Origin of the sequence: Helicobacter pylori FD535, assembly GCF_000296015.2 — a bacterium.
Classification (GTDB): Bacteria; Campylobacterota; Campylobacteria; order Campylobacterales; family Helicobacteraceae; genus Helicobacter; species Helicobacter pylori_CT.
This window is the reverse complement of the sequence record NZ_AKHP02000081.1, coordinates 1-14,889: the sequence shown is the minus strand read 5'-3', so window position 1 is coordinate 14,889 and position 14,889 is coordinate 1. Positions and strand designations below refer to the sequence as shown.

The window sequence follows — 14,889 nt, the reverse complement described above, 5'->3', positions numbered from 1 at the left end:
ATTGAGCAAAAAAGAGTTGGTTATTAGCATTACAGAGCTTGTTTCAAAAGCGCTTCATAAAAACAAGGCTTCTACTAGAATAAGGCTTCTACTAGAATAAGGCTTCTACTAGAATAAGGCTTCTACTAGAATAAGGCTTCTACTAGAATAAGGCTTCTACTAGAATAAGGCTTCTTTGCGGTGGTGATCAATTGATGAAACAGAGATTTAACTATGGGCTAGGCTTAAAAAGAGCATCACTAAATAGCATGAAAGCGTTTTTTTGTCATTTTGGAAAAATTTTGTCATTTTTTTGCTTTTGATGCTTTTTGTGTGGTGTTAGCCCATAAAAAGGCTTTTAGCATTACAACCAATAAAGAAGCTTGATTTGCCGTAACCTTTTTAAAAAGCGGTCTTTTGGGGCGTTTGCCCCTTATGAGTGAGGAAGTCTATTTCTTGTGAGCGAAATTGTGTGGGTTGCCTTTACCCCCAACATAAGCGATTTTGTCGCCTGAAATGTCATAAGCTTGACCAAAGCCTTTCACAAAACGCCCTTCTTTGAAATCCAATGCGATTAAATGGAAATCTTGCATGGTGCGAATGGTTTTAATGCCCCCAGCACCACCGGTTTTTTCAATGAAAGAATCAAACGCTTTGTCAAACTCCGCCCCTCTTTCAATAAAACGAGCGTTGGTTTTATAGCGCAAGCGTTTTCTCAAAATAGCCGATTTAGCCTTGCTCTCGTCTTCTAAAAACATCACTTCCACATTGTGGGGGTTGTTTTTAAGGCCGGCAAAATGTTCAGCCACTTCGCTCACATAAATGTAGTATTGTTTGCCATCTGTCATTAAAGGCGCATAAGAGCATACCACATGCCCACTAGGGTGTAAGGTCGCTAAACAAACAGAATCAAAGCCTTCTTTAAAGGCTTTAACTTCTTCTTCCACGCCTTTTAAATCATGGGTTTTTTCCACGCTTTGGCACAATTCAATGATCGCATTTTTGTAGTCTTTGGGGTCTTTAACTTCGTGATTAAATTCAATCCTTAAGGTTTGATTGTGGTTATAACCAATCACAATGCCTTGAGGATCCACGCTTTTAAAGGCGACATTTTCAGCGTGATGGACTTGCCCAAATTTTTTCAATAAACCTTTCATGTCTTCAACATGGTGAGCGTTCATGTGTTCTATAATACGATTAAGCATAATATTCTCCTTAGTTTCAAAAAATAAGGGGAATGTTATAACAAAAAATTAAATATTAGCTTAATCTTTAGCGGAAATTTTGGTTTTTATCTCTATGCCTAAAAGTTTGAAAGCGTTGCTTAAGCTCAAGCTCACCATTAAACAAATTTTTAAAAGCTCTTTAGCTTTAGGGGTGTCTAAAATCTTGCCAGCGTTATAGAAGCGGTGGAATTCTGAGGCGAGGGTTTTTGCGTATTCGCACATTTTTTGCAAGCCGTATTCTTCAAAAGAAGATTCAATTGCTTTAGGCAAGCTTAAAGCGCTAAAAAGCAGGTATTTTTCTTCAGCGTTCAAATGGGTTAAAGGGGTTTGTAAAATTTCTTCTTTAGAAAAGGGCGATTTTTCTAGCATGGTGTGGATGCGCGAATTAGCGTAATGGATATAGTAAATAGGGTTTGAGCTGTCTTGCTTTTTTAAAGTATTGACATCAAACTCTAAATGGGTGTCAAGCCGTTTGCTCAAAAAAATAAACCTTAAAGCGTCTCTGCCCACATCATCAACCACATCTTTAATCAAAATGAAATTACCCGCTCTTTTACTCATTTTGTAAGGCTCGTTATCTTTAAGCAAGCGCACCATTTGAGCGAGCAAGACTTCAAGCTTATTGGAATCATAGCCCAAAAACTCAAGGCTGGCTTTCACTCTAGCGATATAGCCGTGGTGGTCCGCCCCCCAAATGTTGATATATTGGGTGTAATTTTGCTTGAATTTTTCATCATGATAGGCAATATCGCCGGCTAAATAAGTGTAGCTCTTATCTTCTTTAATGAGCACTCGATCGCTTTCATCTTGGTAGAGTGAAGATTTGAGCCAGATTTTAGAATCCTTTTCATAAAGGGCGTTCGCTTTTTCTAATCGTTCAAACACCGCATCTTTATGTTTAAAAATTTCTTTTTCGCTCGCATAGGAATCAAAATGAATGTCTAAAGCGTCTAAATTATCCTTAATTTCTAAAAGCATTAGATCCTTAGCATAGCCGCTTAAAACTTCAATGATAGTTTCTTCGTTTTCTTTAAAAAGGCTTGGCTCTAAATCGTTGTCCGCTTTTTTAGCGATTTCTATGATGTATTCGCCTTTGTAAAAGACTTCCGGATAAGTTACGCTTTCTTTTAAAACATGCTCTCTGTAAGCGAGCCATACCGAAAGCCCTAACAAGCGGATTTGAGATCCCATGTCATTGACATAATATTCGCACAAAACTTCATGCCCTAAAAAGCGAGCGATTTTAGCCAAACTATCGCCAAACACCGCCCCTCTAGCATGCCCTATGTGTAAAGGCCCTGTGGGGTTAGCGCTCACAAATTCTAAAAAGATTTTTTGAGAATGTTTGTTTTTAACTTGAGAGCCAAATCGTTCTTTTAATTCTAAAGCCTTTTGGGTGAAACGCTCTAAAAGATCTAAAGAGAGCGTGAAATTGATATAGCCCTTACAAGCCACTACGCTGTCAAAAAGCCCTTGAGTTTTTTCATGTGTGCTGATTTTAAGGGCTAACTCTTCAGCGATAACTAAGGGCGATTTTTTAAAAACTTTGGCGAGATTGAAAGCAATGGGTGTAGCGTAATGCCCATGCTCTCTGTCTTTAGGGTATTCAATAATGACTTCTTCTTTTAAAATCTCTTCTAAAACGCCCTTAATGAGAGTGTGCATGTTCAACTTTCTTGTTTGCTTTTGATCTCGCTAGTTTCATGCACTTTGGTTTGCGTTGCCTGAGCGTCTAGGGTTTTTGGCTCGTTTTTAGCCTCTTCTTCATCGTCTTTCACGGCTTTTTTGAAATTCTTAATCCCACTGCCTAAACCCTTAGCCAACTCTGGGATCTTTTTAGCCCCAAATAACAACACAATCACTAATAAAACAATGACCCAATGCCATACACTTGTGAATCCGCCCATATTCTACTCCTTAAACTATTGGTTGGTTTTTTCTTGAATTATAGCTTTTTTAAAAAATAATTGATAGGTTTTATAAGGATTCGTTTTTCCAGGCCTTGCATATTTTTTCAAAATTAAACGCTTTTAAGCGATGGACTAAAGTTTTTGCGATGCTTAAGATGATCTCTTTGGATTTTTCTAAATCTTCATTGATGATAAGATAATCAAAGCTTTCCAAGCACTGCATTTCTTTATAAGCGTTGATCAAGCGCTTTTCTATCGTTTCTTTAGAATCCGTCCCCCTTAAAAGCAAGCGCTCTTTTAAAATCTCTTGGTTTTTGGTGCTAATAAACACAGAGCATGCGTTAGGGTAATGCTTTTTAAGGATCTCATGCCCTTGCACATCAATATCAAAAATGACGATTTTGCCCTCTTTTAAGGCTTTTTCTACAGGGATTTTAGAAGTGCCATAATAGTGGTTATGCACGATCGCCCATTCTAAAAACTGCCCTTTTTCTATGCCTTGTTTGAATTCTTCTTCGCTGACAAAATTGTAATGCAAGCCATCAACTTCGCCCTCTCTGGGTTTTCGTGTGGTGGTGGAAAGGGAAAAATGGGTTTTTGGGATTTTTTCTTGCAAATACTTGGTAAGGGTGCTTTTACCCGCTCCGCTAGGGCCTGAAAGGATGAGTAAATTAAAATCATTATGCATTAGGTTTTTTATCCTCTAAAGTGATTTTAATGCTTAAGATCTTGTTTTCTAAAAGGCTTTTTAAGGACTCTTGATTGAGACTTTTTAATAAATCTTGCAAATTCAAGTGCAATTCTAGGGGGCTAGAAGTTTTATCGCTTTCTTTGGGGGTTTCTGTGCTTTCTTCTTTTTCTTGTGAGGTTTTTATAACGCTCTCTTTAGGGGTTTCTGTGTCGTTCTCATTATTGGGAGTTTTTGCAATGGCTTCATTCAAAAAAGGCAATTCTTCCCCCATCGCCTTAGCCATCACCGGCTCAGGAATGTCTTCAATGTTTTCGTAATGGTCTTCTTGGGTTTCTTTTTCTTGTGCTTGTGGTGTTTCTACATCTTGCGGTGTTTCTGTTTTTTCTTGGGTTTTTTCTTGTGGGGTTTCTACATCTTGCGGTGTTTCTTGCGGTGTTTCTGTTTTTTCTTGGGTTTTTTCTTGTGGGATTTCTACATCTTGCGGTGTTTCTTGCGGTGTTTCTGTTTTTTCTTGGGTTTCTTCTTTATTCTCTTGGCCGTTAGAGTTTTCTTGGATTTCTTTGACTAATTCTTGCATGGCCTCTAATTCTTGCACGCTTGGGGAATCTTGTGTTTTTTCTTGTTTTTCCTCTTTAATTTCTTGCGTTTCTTCTTTGATTGGCTCTTGTTCTTTGATTGGTTCTTGTTCTTTGATTGGTTCTTGTTCTTTGATTGGCTCTTGTTCTTTGATTGGCTCTTGTTCTTTGATTGGCTCTTGTTCTTTGATTGACTCTTCTTGCGTTTCTTCTTTAACTTCTTCTTGCGTTTCCAACTCTTTAGAAACTTCTTCACTTTTTGGGGTTTCACCCTCTTGCGTTTCTTCTTTAGGTTTTTCTTCTTCTTTTGGAGTTTCTTTAACCTCTTCTTTTTCTTCTTGATCGTTTAAAGTGGGGAGCAATTGCTCTTCATTGTTAGGCTCTTCTTTGGCTAGGGCTTCTAAATCGCCTAAATTTTCTAATTCGTCCCAATTGGTTTCTAAAACTTCTTGAGTGGGGTCTAAATTTTGGCTAGGCTCTAGCTCGCTTGCGTTAGAACCAAGCTTTTTTTGAAGGATTTTCAACATTTCAGTGGGTAAAAAAGGTTTTTGGATTTTCATCTCAAAGCCTTCCAAGAAAGGTTGCGCTTCATTGCCTTTTTTATACATGCACACGCTGTTTTTACTTTGAGAGATGGTTTCTTTTAATTCTAGCCAATCCACTTGGTCTAGTTTTTCCAAACATTCATCATCGGCTATCAAAACCCATTCTAGATCTTCTTTAAGGCGTGCGGATAACTCTTGATAGTGGTTAAAATTTTCCACAGACAATTCTAATTTCTTAGAAACACTCTCAAGCAACTTTGTGATCATGGGGTTTTGGTTGAATAGAATCATTTTCATTTTAGGGACTCCTTATTTGATAAGAAACGCTTCTTTAAGCCTATCCATTTTTATCGCTTTTTTTAAATCTTTTATTATAATCAAAAATCCACTTGGTTGGTTGTTTTTATCATGAGTGTAATTTAAAATAAGGATCATTTGATGTTAAACAAATTTAAAAAAATCGTTGGCGTGGGTGTGTTAGTGGGCTGTTTAGGGGTTTTGCAAGCTAAAAACAGCTTATTTGTCTTGCCTTATGAGCAAAGAGACGCTCTCAATTCTTTAGTTTCTGGCATCAGTAACGCCAGAGAGAGCGTGAAAATCGCTATCTATAGTTTCACGCACAGAGATATTGCAAGAGCGATTAAAAGCGTAGCGAGTAGGGGGATTAAGGTGCAAATCATTTATGATTATGAAAGCAATCACAATAACAAGCAATCCACTATTGGCTATTTGGACAAATACCCTAACACGAAAGTGTGCTTATTAAAAGGGCTTAAGGCTAAAAACGGGAATTATTACGGCATCATGCACCAAAAAGTAGCGATCATTGATGATAAGATCGTGTTTTTAGGCTCAGCGAATTGGAGCAAAAACGCTTTTGAAAACAATTACGAAGTGCTTTTAAAAACCGATGACACAGAGATTATCCTCAAAGCCAAGAGTTACTATCAAAAGATGTTAGAAAGTTGCGTTGGGTTTTAAAAGCCCTTTTAGAAGTGGTAATTATACCCCACATAAAAGGCAAAGACCCTACGCATTTGAACCTTGAGCGCGTCAGTGGTGTAGTATTTGTTATTAATGGTGGGGAATTTAAACCCGATTTCAAATTCATGTTCATCTACAAATAAAGCCTTGAGACCAAAGTTAAAGAGGAATTGAAAAGAGGTGTTATCAACCGCACTGCTGTTAGTGATGCCTAACAATTCCTGCCCTTTATTGCCAATATACCAGCTATTCCCCGCAATCGCAATCCCCCCAAAAACGCCAATATCCACGCTAATGTCATCTTGATAGAAACTCCCTTGGAAGAAATTCCACACCGCATCCACGCCCACGCCATAAGTGATCATGTTATTGCCGCCATAATAGCCTTTAGGGTATCTCATGCCATAGCCTTGCCAATCTAAAAAAGCAAAATAGCGCAAGCCCAAGATTTTATCCGGATGAAAAAAGTGGTTATAGCCCATGACTAATCCAATCCCATTAGATCCCATGTTGGTGAGCTTTTTAACGCTATTAACGCTAGTCATAATATTGGTGTAACCGGTTTGATAGTTAGTCACTTCTCTAACTTCATGGATATTAGTCATTAAATTGATAGACCCTGTTTGGTAATTGACTCCCATATACAAATTTTTTGTCCAAGAAGGCGCTGCGCTTTCTTCTTTAGCTACTAAGGCGTGTGTTAGCAAGCTTGCGCCAACTAACATTTTTAACAAGGTTCTCAATTGTATCTCCTGCAAGTTAAGTTTCATTATAAAGATCTAAATTTTACAACAACTTACTCAAAATTAAGCATTTATTCCTTATAAGAGAGTATAATTCAAAGCTTAAAATAACTCAAGTAAGGCTAGTGGATGAAAAAAGCGCTTTATTTAGGGGCTGTTGCGTTTAGCGTTGCATTCAGCATAGCATCAGCCAATGAGCCAAAAATTGATTTTAACCCTCCCAATTATGTAGAAGAAACCCCCTCTAAAGAATTTATCCCTGAATTGAACAAGTTGGGGAGTTTGTTTGGGCAGGGCGAGCGCCCCTTATTTGCGGACAGGAGGGCGATGAAGCCTAACGATTTGATCACAATCATTGTTTCTGAAAAAGCGAGCGCGAATTATTCCAGCTCTAAAGATTATAAAAGCGCTTCAGGGGGTAATTCCACGCCTCCAAGACTCACTTATAACGGGCTAGATGCAAGAAAGAAACAGGAAGCGCAGTATTTAGACGATAAAAATAATTACAATTTCACCAAATCCAGCAATAACACGAATTTTAAAGGCGGTGGCTCGCAAAAAAAGAGTGAAGATTTAGAGATTGTGTTGAGCGCTCGAATCATTAAAGTGCTAGAAAACGGGAATTATTTCATCTATGGGAATAAGGAAGTACTAGTGGATGGGGAAAAGCAAATCCTTAAGGTGAGTGGGGTGATCCGCCCTTATGATATTGAAAGGAATAACACCATCCAATCCAAGTTTTTGGCTGACGCTAAGATTGAATACACGAATTTAGGGCATTTGAGCGATTCCAATAAGAAGAAATTCGCTGCTGATGCGATGGAAACCCAAATGCCTTATTGAAAAGAGCAAAGCCTAGCATGAGAGCGATCGCTATTGTTTTAGCCAGAAGTTCCAGTAAAAGGATTAAGAATAAAAATATTATTGATTTTTTCAATAAACCCATGCTCGCTTACCCTATTGAAGCGGCGCTAAATTCCAAGCTTTTTGAAAAGGTGTTTATCTCTAGCGATAGCATGGAGTATGTTCATTTAGCTAAAAATTATGGGGCGAGTTTTTTGAATTTGCGCCCTAAAGTTTTAGCGGACGATAGAGCCACGACTTTAGAGGTGATGGCCTATCACATGAAAGAATTAGAATTAAAAGATGAAGATGTTGCGTGTTGCTTGTATGGCACTTCAGCGCTTTTACAAGAAAAGCATTTAAAAAATGCTTTTGAGATTTTAAAAGAAAATACGGATTATGTTTTCACATGCTCTCCCTTTAGCGCTTCGCCCTATCGTTCTTTTAGCCTTGAAAACGGCGTTCAAATGGCTTTTAAAGAGCATTTAAACACGCGCACGCAAGATTTAAAAACGCTCTATCATGACGCAGGATTGCTGTATATGGGGAAAGCTCAAGCCTTCAAAGAAATGCGGCCTATTTTTGGTCAAAATTCTATCGCTTTAGAATTATCGCCCTTAGAAGTCCAAGATATTGACACTTTAGAAGATTTAGAATTAGCCAAGCTCAAATACAGCCGTTTGAAAAACGCATGCCAGTAAAAATTCTGTGCGATTGTTTTTTAACAAGCGGTTTAGGGCATGTGAGGCGTTGTGAAAAAATCCTTTCTTTTATAGAAAAATTAGGGGTTAAAGCGGGTCTTTATTCACACAAGCAAAATAATATAAGCGCTTTTTTAGATAGCATTGGCAATGATGATTTTTTGATTACGGACAGCTATCGTTTAAATTCAAAGGATTTTTATCTTTTAAAAGAAAAAGCTAAAAGCCTTATGGCCATAGAAGATAAAGAGCATGCTAAGGGGTTTTACCCTAAAAACACCAAGATCCTAAATTTCACGCTGAACGCTTTAAAACACTACCATTATTTATCAAAAGATTATCAGTATTATTTGGGGGTGGGTTTTTACCCTGTTGATGTTCGCTTTGTCTATGAGCGCCCCATCAATACAGAAAATAAAGAAATGCTAGTCACTCTAGGGGGGAGCGAGCAAAAAATACTCAAAGAGATAGTCAAAATTTTAGAAAATAAAAGCATGCATTTGCATATCATTTCACCTTATGCTCCTAAAAATCCTCCAAAAAACACGCATTATTACAGCCATTTAAACCCTTTGGAGTTCAGTTCTTTGATGAAATTTTGCGCTTGCGCTATTAGCGCTGCAGGCCAAACCCTCTATGAATTAGCCCTTTCTCAAACGCCCTCTCTTATCATTCCCATTGCCTCTAATCAAATCATTCAAAGCCAAGAATTTGAAAATTCAGGCATCTTCAAACAAACGAGTTTAAAAACTTTAGCTAAAGATTTTGAAAAATTACAAATTCAAAAAAATCAAGCCTGGGCAAAAAACCTGGCCTTTGGGAGTGAGCTAGAGGGCGCATTAAGGGAGTTTTTAGAAATTTGAAAAAAAATTATTCTTATGGAAATACCCAAGCGATTGATTTCACCCATTTAAACGATGAAGAAAAGTTGTTGGTTTTAGAATTTCGTAACCACCCAAACACGGCCTTATGGATGTATAGCGCTTTCATTTCTTTAAAAACGCATTTGCAATTCATAGAAGATTTAAAAAACTCGCCCAACCACCGCTATTTTTTGTTTAAAGAAGAGGGCGTTTATTTAGGGGTTGGCTCTATCACTAAAATCAATTTTTTTCATAAGCATGGGTATTTGGGGATTTATAAAAACCCTTTTTTGAAAAATGGGGGAGAGATTATTTTAAAAGCCTTAGAACGCATCGCTTTTGAAGAGTTCCAATTAAATTCTTTGCACTTAGAAGTGATGGAAAACAATTTCAAAGCGATCGCTTTTTATGAAAAAAACCATTATGAGTTAGAGGGGCGTTTGAAAGGCTTTATCTCTAAAGAAAAGGAATTTATAGACGTTCTTTTGTATTACAAGGATAAGAAAGGATATAATGATCAATCCGCTCTAAAATTTTAGGATCAATTTCTAGTTTTAAATCCAATACGCTTAAGGGCAAATTGCAATCTTGTAATTTGACGAGATCTTTTGGAGTAACCAATAAGGAAGTGGCGTTATTTTGATGAAACTCTTTTTCTAAAAGCTCCAAATCAAAAAGGGCATGGTCTCTAAAATACAATTTTTTAATTACTTCTTTGGGTAAAAACGCATCAAGCCTGCTAGGATTAGCGATAGCCGTTACTAAAAGCATGCGTTTGGTGGGGCGAGAAATAGAGGTGATTCTTTGATAATCCTTATCTTCTGTAATGACTAAATGGGCTTCTTTATAGCTTTTGATGCTTTCTCTATACAACCCGCTGGGCAAACAAAAAGGGTAGTAGGGGGGGATTTTAGGCTTTAAAAGCAAATTGAATTGGTTGAAATTAAACCTAAAACCATCGTCTAAAAACACGATCTTTGCCCCCAATTCAAGGGCTTTTAAAACGCCTAGCTCTCTTTTTTCGCTCACAATCACGCTCGCTTGTTTTAAATTTAAGGCTAAAAGATAGGATTCATCGCCCGCTGTTTGTTGAGAAACTAAAATGTTTCCTTTAACGCTCACCACCACTAAGCCTTTAGAATCCCGTTTATACCCCCTAGAGACAACCGCCACTTCTTGGTATCTTGGAGCGGTTTCTAAAATAAAGGGCGTTTTACCGCTTCCCCCAGCGATCAAATTGCCTACGCTGATAAGGGGGATTTTAAAATCATGCTTTTTAGCCATTTTTCGTTTAAGGGTGGCGATGCCTTGATAGATTAAAGAAAAAGGATAAAGCGCGAAAATCAACCCCTTTTGCAAAAAAGTGGGGTCATAAAAATAGCGTTCTAAAAAGGGTTTATCGCTTTTCATTTGGGGTTAAATTGTTTGGCAATGGTGGGTAATTCTAATTTAAAAGCGTTTTTTTGGATACGGCTTATGATGTTTTTGATTAGAGCGCGATCATAGCCCAGATGAGCGAGCGTTTCTGCATCAATGGGCTTGTTTTTGAACAACGCTTCAATATCCTTCAATAAAGGATCGATCACGCTATAAGGATAGCCCAAATCTTTTTCATCGCTTTGCCCCACAAATAAATCCGCGCTAGGGGGCTTATTTAAAATCTTTTTAGGGATATTTAAATGGCGAGCGAGTTCATAAACTTCGGTTTTGAATAATTCCCCAATCGGGTTAATCGCGCACGCCAAATCCCCAAATAAAGTGCCATAGCCTAGCATTCTTTCGCTTTTATTGCTCGTGCCAATGACTAAAGAATCGCTTTTTAAAGAATAGTCGTATAAAAAAGCCATGCGCAATCTTGCGCAAAAATTCCCCTTTCTAGTAAGGCTTGCGTCTTTAAAATGAGAGCCAAAGATAGCGTCATAGGGAGCGATAGAATATTCTGTATAAGGGATAGAAAATGTTTCGCACAAATTTAGGGCGTCTGTTTTATTTTCTGGCATAGAAACTGAAGAGGGCATTAAAAGGGCATGAGCGTTTTCTTTAAAAACTTTTTGACACAGCACCCCAACGACCGCGCTATCTAGCCCCCCACTCAGCCCGTAAACGACTTTTTTAAAGCCCCGTTTTTGCGCTTCTTTTTCTAAAAAATCGCATAAATAAGCGATGAGTTTTTGGTAATCTTTTTGCATGCCTTAAATTATAATAGAAAAAACGCATCGTTTAAGTGAAAAATTAGCTTTTCTTGCTATAATCGTCGTTTCACTTCTTTAAAAGTGCTCGTAGCTCAGCTGAATAGAGCAACAGGTTGCGGTCCTGTAGGTCGGGGGTTTGAATCCCTCCGAGCACACCATTTCTTAATATTCTGCATGTTTTTAAACATTATCGCTCCCATTATGGTAAAATAAATACTTGCTTAAACACGCTAGGAGATTTGATTGTGGCATTACCCATTTATTATGATAAAGACATTGATTTAGGCGTTATCCAATCCTTACAAGTGGGCATTATTGGCTATGGCGCGCAAGGAGAAGCCCAAGCGCTCAATTTGAGGGACTCTAAAGTAAAAGCGCGTATTGGCTTGTATCAAGGGAGTTTGAGCGCTTCAAAAGCAAAGGCAGAGGGCTTTGAGGTGCTAGAAGTCAAGGAGCTAGTCCAAAATTCTGATGTGATCATGGCGTTACTTCCGGACGAATTGCATAAGGAAATGTTGGAAAAAGAAGTGATCCCTTTTTTAAAAGAGGGGCAAATTGTGGGCTTTGCCCATGGTTTTAGCGTGCATTTCAATCAGGTTGTTCTTCCAAAAGGCGTGGGTGCGATTTTAGTCGCGCCAAAAGGGCCTGGGAGCGCTTTAAGAGAAGAATACCTTAAAAATAGGGGCTTATACCATTTGATCGCCATAGAGCAAGAAAACTCAAAAAATAACGCTAAAGCGGTGGCTTTAAGCTATGCCAAAGCGATGGGCGGAGGGAGAATGGGGGTTTTAGAAACGAGCTTTAAAGAAGAATGCGAGAGCGATTTATTTGGCGAGCAAGCGGTTTTGTGCGGGGGGTTAGAAGCGATTGTGAGAATGGGGTTTGAAACTTTAATTAAGGCAGGATACCCTGAAGAATTAGCCTATTTTGAATGCGTGCATGAAGTGAAATTGGTGGCGGATTTATTGCATTATAAGGGGGTGGAGGGCTTAAGGAAACACATTTCTAACACCGCTGAATTCGGGGCGATTAAAAATAGAGAGCCTATGGGAAATCTGTTAGAAAAACGCATGCAAAAAATCTTAAAAAAGATTCAAAACGGCTCATTCGCTAAAGATTTTTTACTAGAAAAGAGCTTGAATTACCCCAGATTAAACACAGAGAGGAAAGCCCTTAAAGGAACTAAAATAGAACAAATTGGGGAAATTTTACGCGCCCCATTCAATCATAAAAAATAAATCATTAAATTAAAAGGAATCGTATGGCAATAGTAGTTACTATCACTTCAGGTAAGGGGGGCGTGGGCAAAAGCACCACCACGGCTAATTTAGCGATCGGCTTGGCTGAGAGCGGTAAAAAAGTCGTAGCGGTTGATTTTGACATAGGCCTTAGGAACTTGGATATGATTTTAGGCTTAGAAAATCGCATTGTTTATGATGTGGTGGATGTGATGGAAAAAAATTGCAACCTTTCGCAGGCTTTGATCACGGATAAAAAGACTAAAAACCTTTCTTTTTTAGCGGCTTCACAAAGCAAGGATAAAAATATTTTAGATAGGGAAAAAGTAGCGATTTTAATCAACGCTTTAAGGGCGGATTTTGACTATATTTTGATTGACTCTCCGGCTGGGATTGAAAGCGGTTTTGAGCATGCGATTTTGCATGCGGACATGGCGTTAGTGGTGGTAACGCCTGAAGTGAGTTCCTTAAGAGATAGCGACAGAGTGGTTGGCATTATTGACGCAAAGTCCAATCGGGCCAAAAGGGGCGAAGAAGTGCATAAGCATTTGATAATCAATCGCTTAAAACCTGAATTAGTGGCCAATGGCGAGATGATTTCCATAGAAGAAGTGCTTAAGATTTTATGCCTGCCTTTAATTGGGATCATTCCAGAAGATCACCATATTATTTCAGCGACCAATAAGGGCGAGCCGGTGATTCGCACGGATTGCGAGAGTGCGAAGGCTTACCAACGCATCACCAGAAGGATTTTAGGCGAAGAAGTGGAATACATGGAGTTTAAGGCTAAAAGAGGCTTTTTTAGCGCGTTAAAAGGGATATTTTCATGAGTTTGTTTGATTTTTTTAAAAACAAAGGGAGCGCGACTACCGCGACAGATCGATTGAAATTGATTTTAGCCAAAGAGCGCACTTTAAATTTACCCTACATGGAAGAGATGCGTAAAGAAATCATTGCCGTTATTCAAAAATACACTAAATCTTCAGACATCCATTTCAAAACTCTTGACAGCAATCAAAGCGTGGAAACGATTGAAGTGGAGATCATACTGCCTAAATAGTTAATCAACGAATGAAAAGCAATTTCCCATACAGCGCGCTAGAGAATATCCCTAAAGCCTTTGACATTCTCAAAGACCCCCCTAAAAAGCTCTATTGTGTGGGCGATATAAAGCTTTTAGATGCGCCTTTAAAAGTGGCTATTATCGGCACAAGAAGACCCACCCCTTATAGCAAGCAGCACACCATCACTCTAGCCAGAGAGCTTGCTAAAAATGGCGCGGTTATTGTGAGCGGAGGAGCGTTAGGCGTGGATATTATCGCTCAAGAAAACGCCTTACCAAAAACGATCATGCTTTCGCCTTGCAGTTTGGATTTTATTTATCCCACGAACAACCATAAAGTGATCCAAGAAATCGCGCAAAACGGCTTGATTTTAAGCGAATATGAAAAGGATTTTATGCCTATTAAAGGCTCTTTTTTAGCCAGAAACCGCCTGGTGATCGCTTTAAGCGATGCGGTGATTATCCCCCAAGCGGATTTAAAAAGCGGCTCTATGAGCAGCGCGAGATTAGCCCAAAAATACCAAAAGCCCTTATTTGTTTTACCCCAGCGCTTGAATGAGAGCGATGGCACTAATGAGCTTTTAGAAAAAGGGCAGGCTCAAGGGATATTTAATATTCAAAATTTTATAAACACCCTTTTAAAAGACTACCATTTAAAAGAAATGCCTGAAATGAAAGATGAATTTTTAGAATATTGCGCGAAAAACCCTAGCTATGAAGAAGCGTATCTCAAATTTGGGGATAAGCTTTTAGAATACGAACTGTTGGGTAAGATTAAACGTATCAATCATATCGTGGTGTTAGCGTGATTTTGGCATGCGATGTGGGGTTAAAACGCATTGGCATAGCCATGCTTTTAAACGGCGTTATTTTACCCTTAGAAGCGATTTTACGCCGCAACAGGAATCAGGCCTCTAGGGATTTGAGCGATTTGTTGAGGGAAAAAAACATTCAAGTGCTAGTGGTGGGCAAGCCCAATGAAAGCTATGCGGACACGAATGTGCGCATTGAGCATTTTATCAAGCTTGTGGATTTTAAGGGCGAAATCGTTTTTATTAATGAAGACAGATCCAGCATAGAAGCCTATGAAAATTTAGAGCATTTGGGTAGGAAAAACAAGCGGCTCGCTATTAAAGACGGCCGGTTAGACTCTTTGAGCGCTTGCAGGATCTTAGAGCGCTATTGCCAGCAGGTTTTGAAAAACCATTAGATCTGATTGTAATTTGATTATAATAAAGTCTAAGTTTTTTAATAAAGGGAGAAGCGTCATGCTGGAAAATTTCAAAAAAGCCATTTTTAGGGTTTTGTGTTTGTGTTGTGTGTTGATTGGGGGGGG

General features: G+C 38.6%; 18 protein-coding genes and 1 tRNA gene. 11 read left to right on the top strand and 8 right to left on the bottom strand.

Annotated elements, in window-relative coordinates:
- Positions 1-428 precede the first annotated feature (428 nt).
- The 5 genes from DV63_RS17545 to DV63_RS17525 all read right to left on the bottom strand — a co-directional run bounded on the left by DV63_RS17545 (position 429) and on the right by DV63_RS17525 (position 5,223).
- A complete protein-coding gene (locus DV63_RS17545; protein WP_000934547.1) occupies positions 429-1,184 on the bottom strand; it encodes a HugZ family heme oxygenase in 756 nt (251 codons plus the stop codon).
- Between the two features lie 60 nt (positions 1,185-1,244).
- Positions 1,245-2,870 (bottom strand): arginine--tRNA ligase, encoded by a 1,626-nt coding sequence (gene argS / locus DV63_RS17540; RefSeq protein WP_031203116.1) that lies wholly within the window; start codon positions 2,868-2,870, stop codon positions 1,245-1,247.
- 2 nt (positions 2,871-2,872) lie between these two features.
- Positions 2,873-3,112 (bottom strand): twin-arginine translocase TatA/TatE family subunit, encoded by a 240-nt coding sequence (gene tatA, locus DV63_RS17535; RefSeq protein ID WP_000508606.1) that lies wholly within the window; start codon positions 3,110-3,112, stop codon positions 2,873-2,875.
- Between the two features lie 70 nt (positions 3,113-3,182).
- Entirely contained in the window at positions 3,183-3,803 is a 621-nt protein-coding gene (gmk, locus tag DV63_RS17530) for a guanylate kinase (protein WP_000551229.1), read from the bottom strand.
- Positions 3,796-5,223: a hypothetical protein gene (locus tag DV63_RS17525; protein WP_020982510.1), complete on the bottom strand. Its 1,428-nt coding sequence runs from the start codon at positions 5,221-5,223 to the stop codon at positions 3,796-3,798. The genes gmk and DV63_RS17525 overlap by 8 nt, the downstream gene beginning before the upstream one ends.
- Before the next feature lie 141 nt (positions 5,224-5,364).
- Between DV63_RS17525 and DV63_RS17520 the strand changes: the two genes are divergently transcribed.
- A complete protein-coding gene (locus tag DV63_RS17520) occupies positions 5,365-5,907 on the top strand; it encodes a phospholipase D-like domain-containing protein (protein ID WP_000932494.1) in 543 nt (180 codons plus the stop codon).
- An 8-nt stretch (positions 5,908-5,915) separates the two neighbouring features.
- Here the strand turns inward: DV63_RS17520 and DV63_RS17515 are convergent, their stop codons facing one another.
- Positions 5,916-6,653 carry an outer membrane protein gene (locus DV63_RS17515; RefSeq protein WP_017179713.1) on the bottom strand — a complete coding sequence of 246 codons (738 nt, stop codon included), beginning with the start codon at positions 6,651-6,653 and terminating at the stop codon, positions 5,916-5,918.
- Between the two features lie 129 nt (positions 6,654-6,782).
- Between DV63_RS17515 and flgH the strand changes: the two genes are divergently transcribed.
- From flgH to pseH, 4 genes are read left to right on the top strand one after another with little or no spacing between them, the layout of a single operon-like run.
- Entirely contained in the window at positions 6,783-7,496 is a 714-nt protein-coding gene (gene flgH / locus DV63_RS17510) for a flagellar basal body L-ring protein FlgH (RefSeq protein ID WP_000709982.1), read from the top strand.
- Between the two features lie 17 nt (positions 7,497-7,513).
- A complete protein-coding gene (gene pseF / locus DV63_RS17505) occupies positions 7,514-8,197 on the top strand; it encodes a pseudaminic acid cytidylyltransferase (protein ID WP_001201342.1) in 684 nt (227 codons plus the stop codon).
- Positions 8,188-9,060: a hypothetical protein gene (locus tag DV63_RS17500; protein ID WP_001144439.1), complete on the top strand. Its 873-nt coding sequence runs from the start codon at positions 8,188-8,190 to the stop codon at positions 9,058-9,060. Before pseF ends, DV63_RS17500 begins: the two co-directional genes overlap by 10 nt.
- Complete coding sequence (gene pseH / locus DV63_RS17495; RefSeq protein ID WP_000742667.1) at positions 9,057-9,599, top strand: UDP-4-amino-4,6-dideoxy-N-acetyl-beta-L-altrosamine N-acetyltransferase; 543 nt, start codon at positions 9,057-9,059, stop codon at positions 9,597-9,599. The genes DV63_RS17500 and pseH overlap by 4 nt, the downstream gene beginning before the upstream one ends.
- On the opposite strand, the gene DV63_RS17490 is transcribed toward pseH, so the two are convergent.
- Positions 9,532-10,470, bottom strand: coding sequence for a tetraacyldisaccharide 4'-kinase (locus DV63_RS17490; protein ID WP_000833866.1), 939 nt, complete (start codon positions 10,468-10,470; stop codon positions 9,532-9,534). The two genes, pseH and DV63_RS17490, sit on opposite strands and share 68 nt — an antisense overlap.
- Positions 10,467-11,249, bottom strand: a complete 783-nt coding sequence (locus DV63_RS17485) for an NAD+ synthase (protein ID WP_001168219.1) — start codon at positions 11,247-11,249, stop codon at positions 10,467-10,469. Before DV63_RS17485 ends, DV63_RS17490 begins: the two co-directional genes overlap by 4 nt.
- A gap of 84 nt (positions 11,250-11,333) precedes the next feature.
- Here DV63_RS17485 and DV63_RS17480 point away from each other — a divergent pair.
- The 6 genes from DV63_RS17480 to ruvX all read left to right on the top strand — a co-directional run bounded on the left by DV63_RS17480 (position 11,334) and on the right by ruvX (position 14,763).
- A tRNA-Arg gene (locus DV63_RS17480) sits at positions 11,334-11,410 on the top strand.
- An 87-nt stretch (positions 11,411-11,497) separates the two neighbouring features.
- On the top strand, positions 11,498-12,490 hold the full coding sequence (gene ilvC, locus DV63_RS0209620; protein WP_001207543.1) for a ketol-acid reductoisomerase: 993 nt from the start codon (positions 11,498-11,500) through the stop codon (positions 12,488-12,490).
- A 23-nt stretch (positions 12,491-12,513) separates the two neighbouring features.
- Positions 12,514-13,320: a septum site-determining protein MinD gene (minD, locus tag DV63_RS17475; protein WP_001019092.1), complete on the top strand. Its 807-nt coding sequence runs from the start codon at positions 12,514-12,516 to the stop codon at positions 13,318-13,320.
- Positions 13,317-13,550: a cell division topological specificity factor MinE gene (minE, locus tag DV63_RS17470; RefSeq protein WP_000051425.1), complete on the top strand. Its 234-nt coding sequence runs from the start codon at positions 13,317-13,319 to the stop codon at positions 13,548-13,550. Before minD ends, minE begins: the two co-directional genes overlap by 4 nt.
- A gap of 11 nt (positions 13,551-13,561) precedes the next feature.
- A complete protein-coding gene (dprA, locus tag DV63_RS17465; RefSeq protein ID WP_000840074.1) occupies positions 13,562-14,362 on the top strand; it encodes a DNA-processing protein DprA in 801 nt (266 codons plus the stop codon).
- A complete protein-coding gene (gene ruvX, locus DV63_RS17460) occupies positions 14,359-14,763 on the top strand; it encodes a Holliday junction resolvase RuvX (RefSeq protein WP_000599221.1) in 405 nt (134 codons plus the stop codon). Before dprA ends, ruvX begins: the two co-directional genes overlap by 4 nt.
- Positions 14,764-14,889 lie beyond the last annotated feature (126 nt).

Bases quoted from the DNA above. Each gene is read 5' to 3' on its own strand.
- DV63_RS17545 (WP_000934547.1), bottom strand. From the start codon at position 1,184: ATGCTTAATCGTATTATAGAACACATGAACGCTCACCATGTTGAAGAC.
- argS (WP_031203116.1), bottom strand. From the start codon at position 2,870: ATGCACACTCTCATTAAGGGCGTTTTAGAAGAGATTTTAAAAGAAGAA.
- tatA (WP_000508606.1), bottom strand. From the start codon at position 3,112: ATGGGCGGATTCACAAGTGTATGGCATTGGGTCATTGTTTTATTAGTG.
- gmk (WP_000551229.1), bottom strand. From the start codon at position 3,803: ATGCATAATGATTTTAATTTACTCATCCTTTCAGGCCCTAGCGGAGCG.
- DV63_RS17525 (WP_020982510.1), bottom strand. From the start codon at position 5,223: ATGAAAATGATTCTATTCAACCAAAACCCCATGATCACAAAGTTGCTT.
- DV63_RS17520 (WP_000932494.1), top strand. From the start codon at position 5,365: ATGTTAAACAAATTTAAAAAAATCGTTGGCGTGGGTGTGTTAGTGGGC.
- flgH (WP_000709982.1), top strand. From the start codon at position 6,783: ATGAAAAAAGCGCTTTATTTAGGGGCTGTTGCGTTTAGCGTTGCATTC.
- pseF (WP_001201342.1), top strand. From the start codon at position 7,514: ATGAGAGCGATCGCTATTGTTTTAGCCAGAAGTTCCAGTAAAAGGATT.
- DV63_RS17500 (WP_001144439.1), top strand. From the start codon at position 8,188: ATGCCAGTAAAAATTCTGTGCGATTGTTTTTTAACAAGCGGTTTAGGG.
- DV63_RS17490 (WP_000833866.1), bottom strand. From the start codon at position 10,470: ATGAAAAGCGATAAACCCTTTTTAGAACGCTATTTTTATGACCCCACT.
- DV63_RS17485 (WP_001168219.1), bottom strand. From the start codon at position 11,249: ATGCAAAAAGATTACCAAAAACTCATCGCTTATTTATGCGATTTTTTA.
- minD (WP_001019092.1), top strand. From the start codon at position 12,514: ATGGCAATAGTAGTTACTATCACTTCAGGTAAGGGGGGCGTGGGCAAA.
- minE (WP_000051425.1), top strand. From the start codon at position 13,317: ATGAGTTTGTTTGATTTTTTTAAAAACAAAGGGAGCGCGACTACCGCG.
- dprA (WP_000840074.1), top strand. From the start codon at position 13,562: ATGAAAAGCAATTTCCCATACAGCGCGCTAGAGAATATCCCTAAAGCC.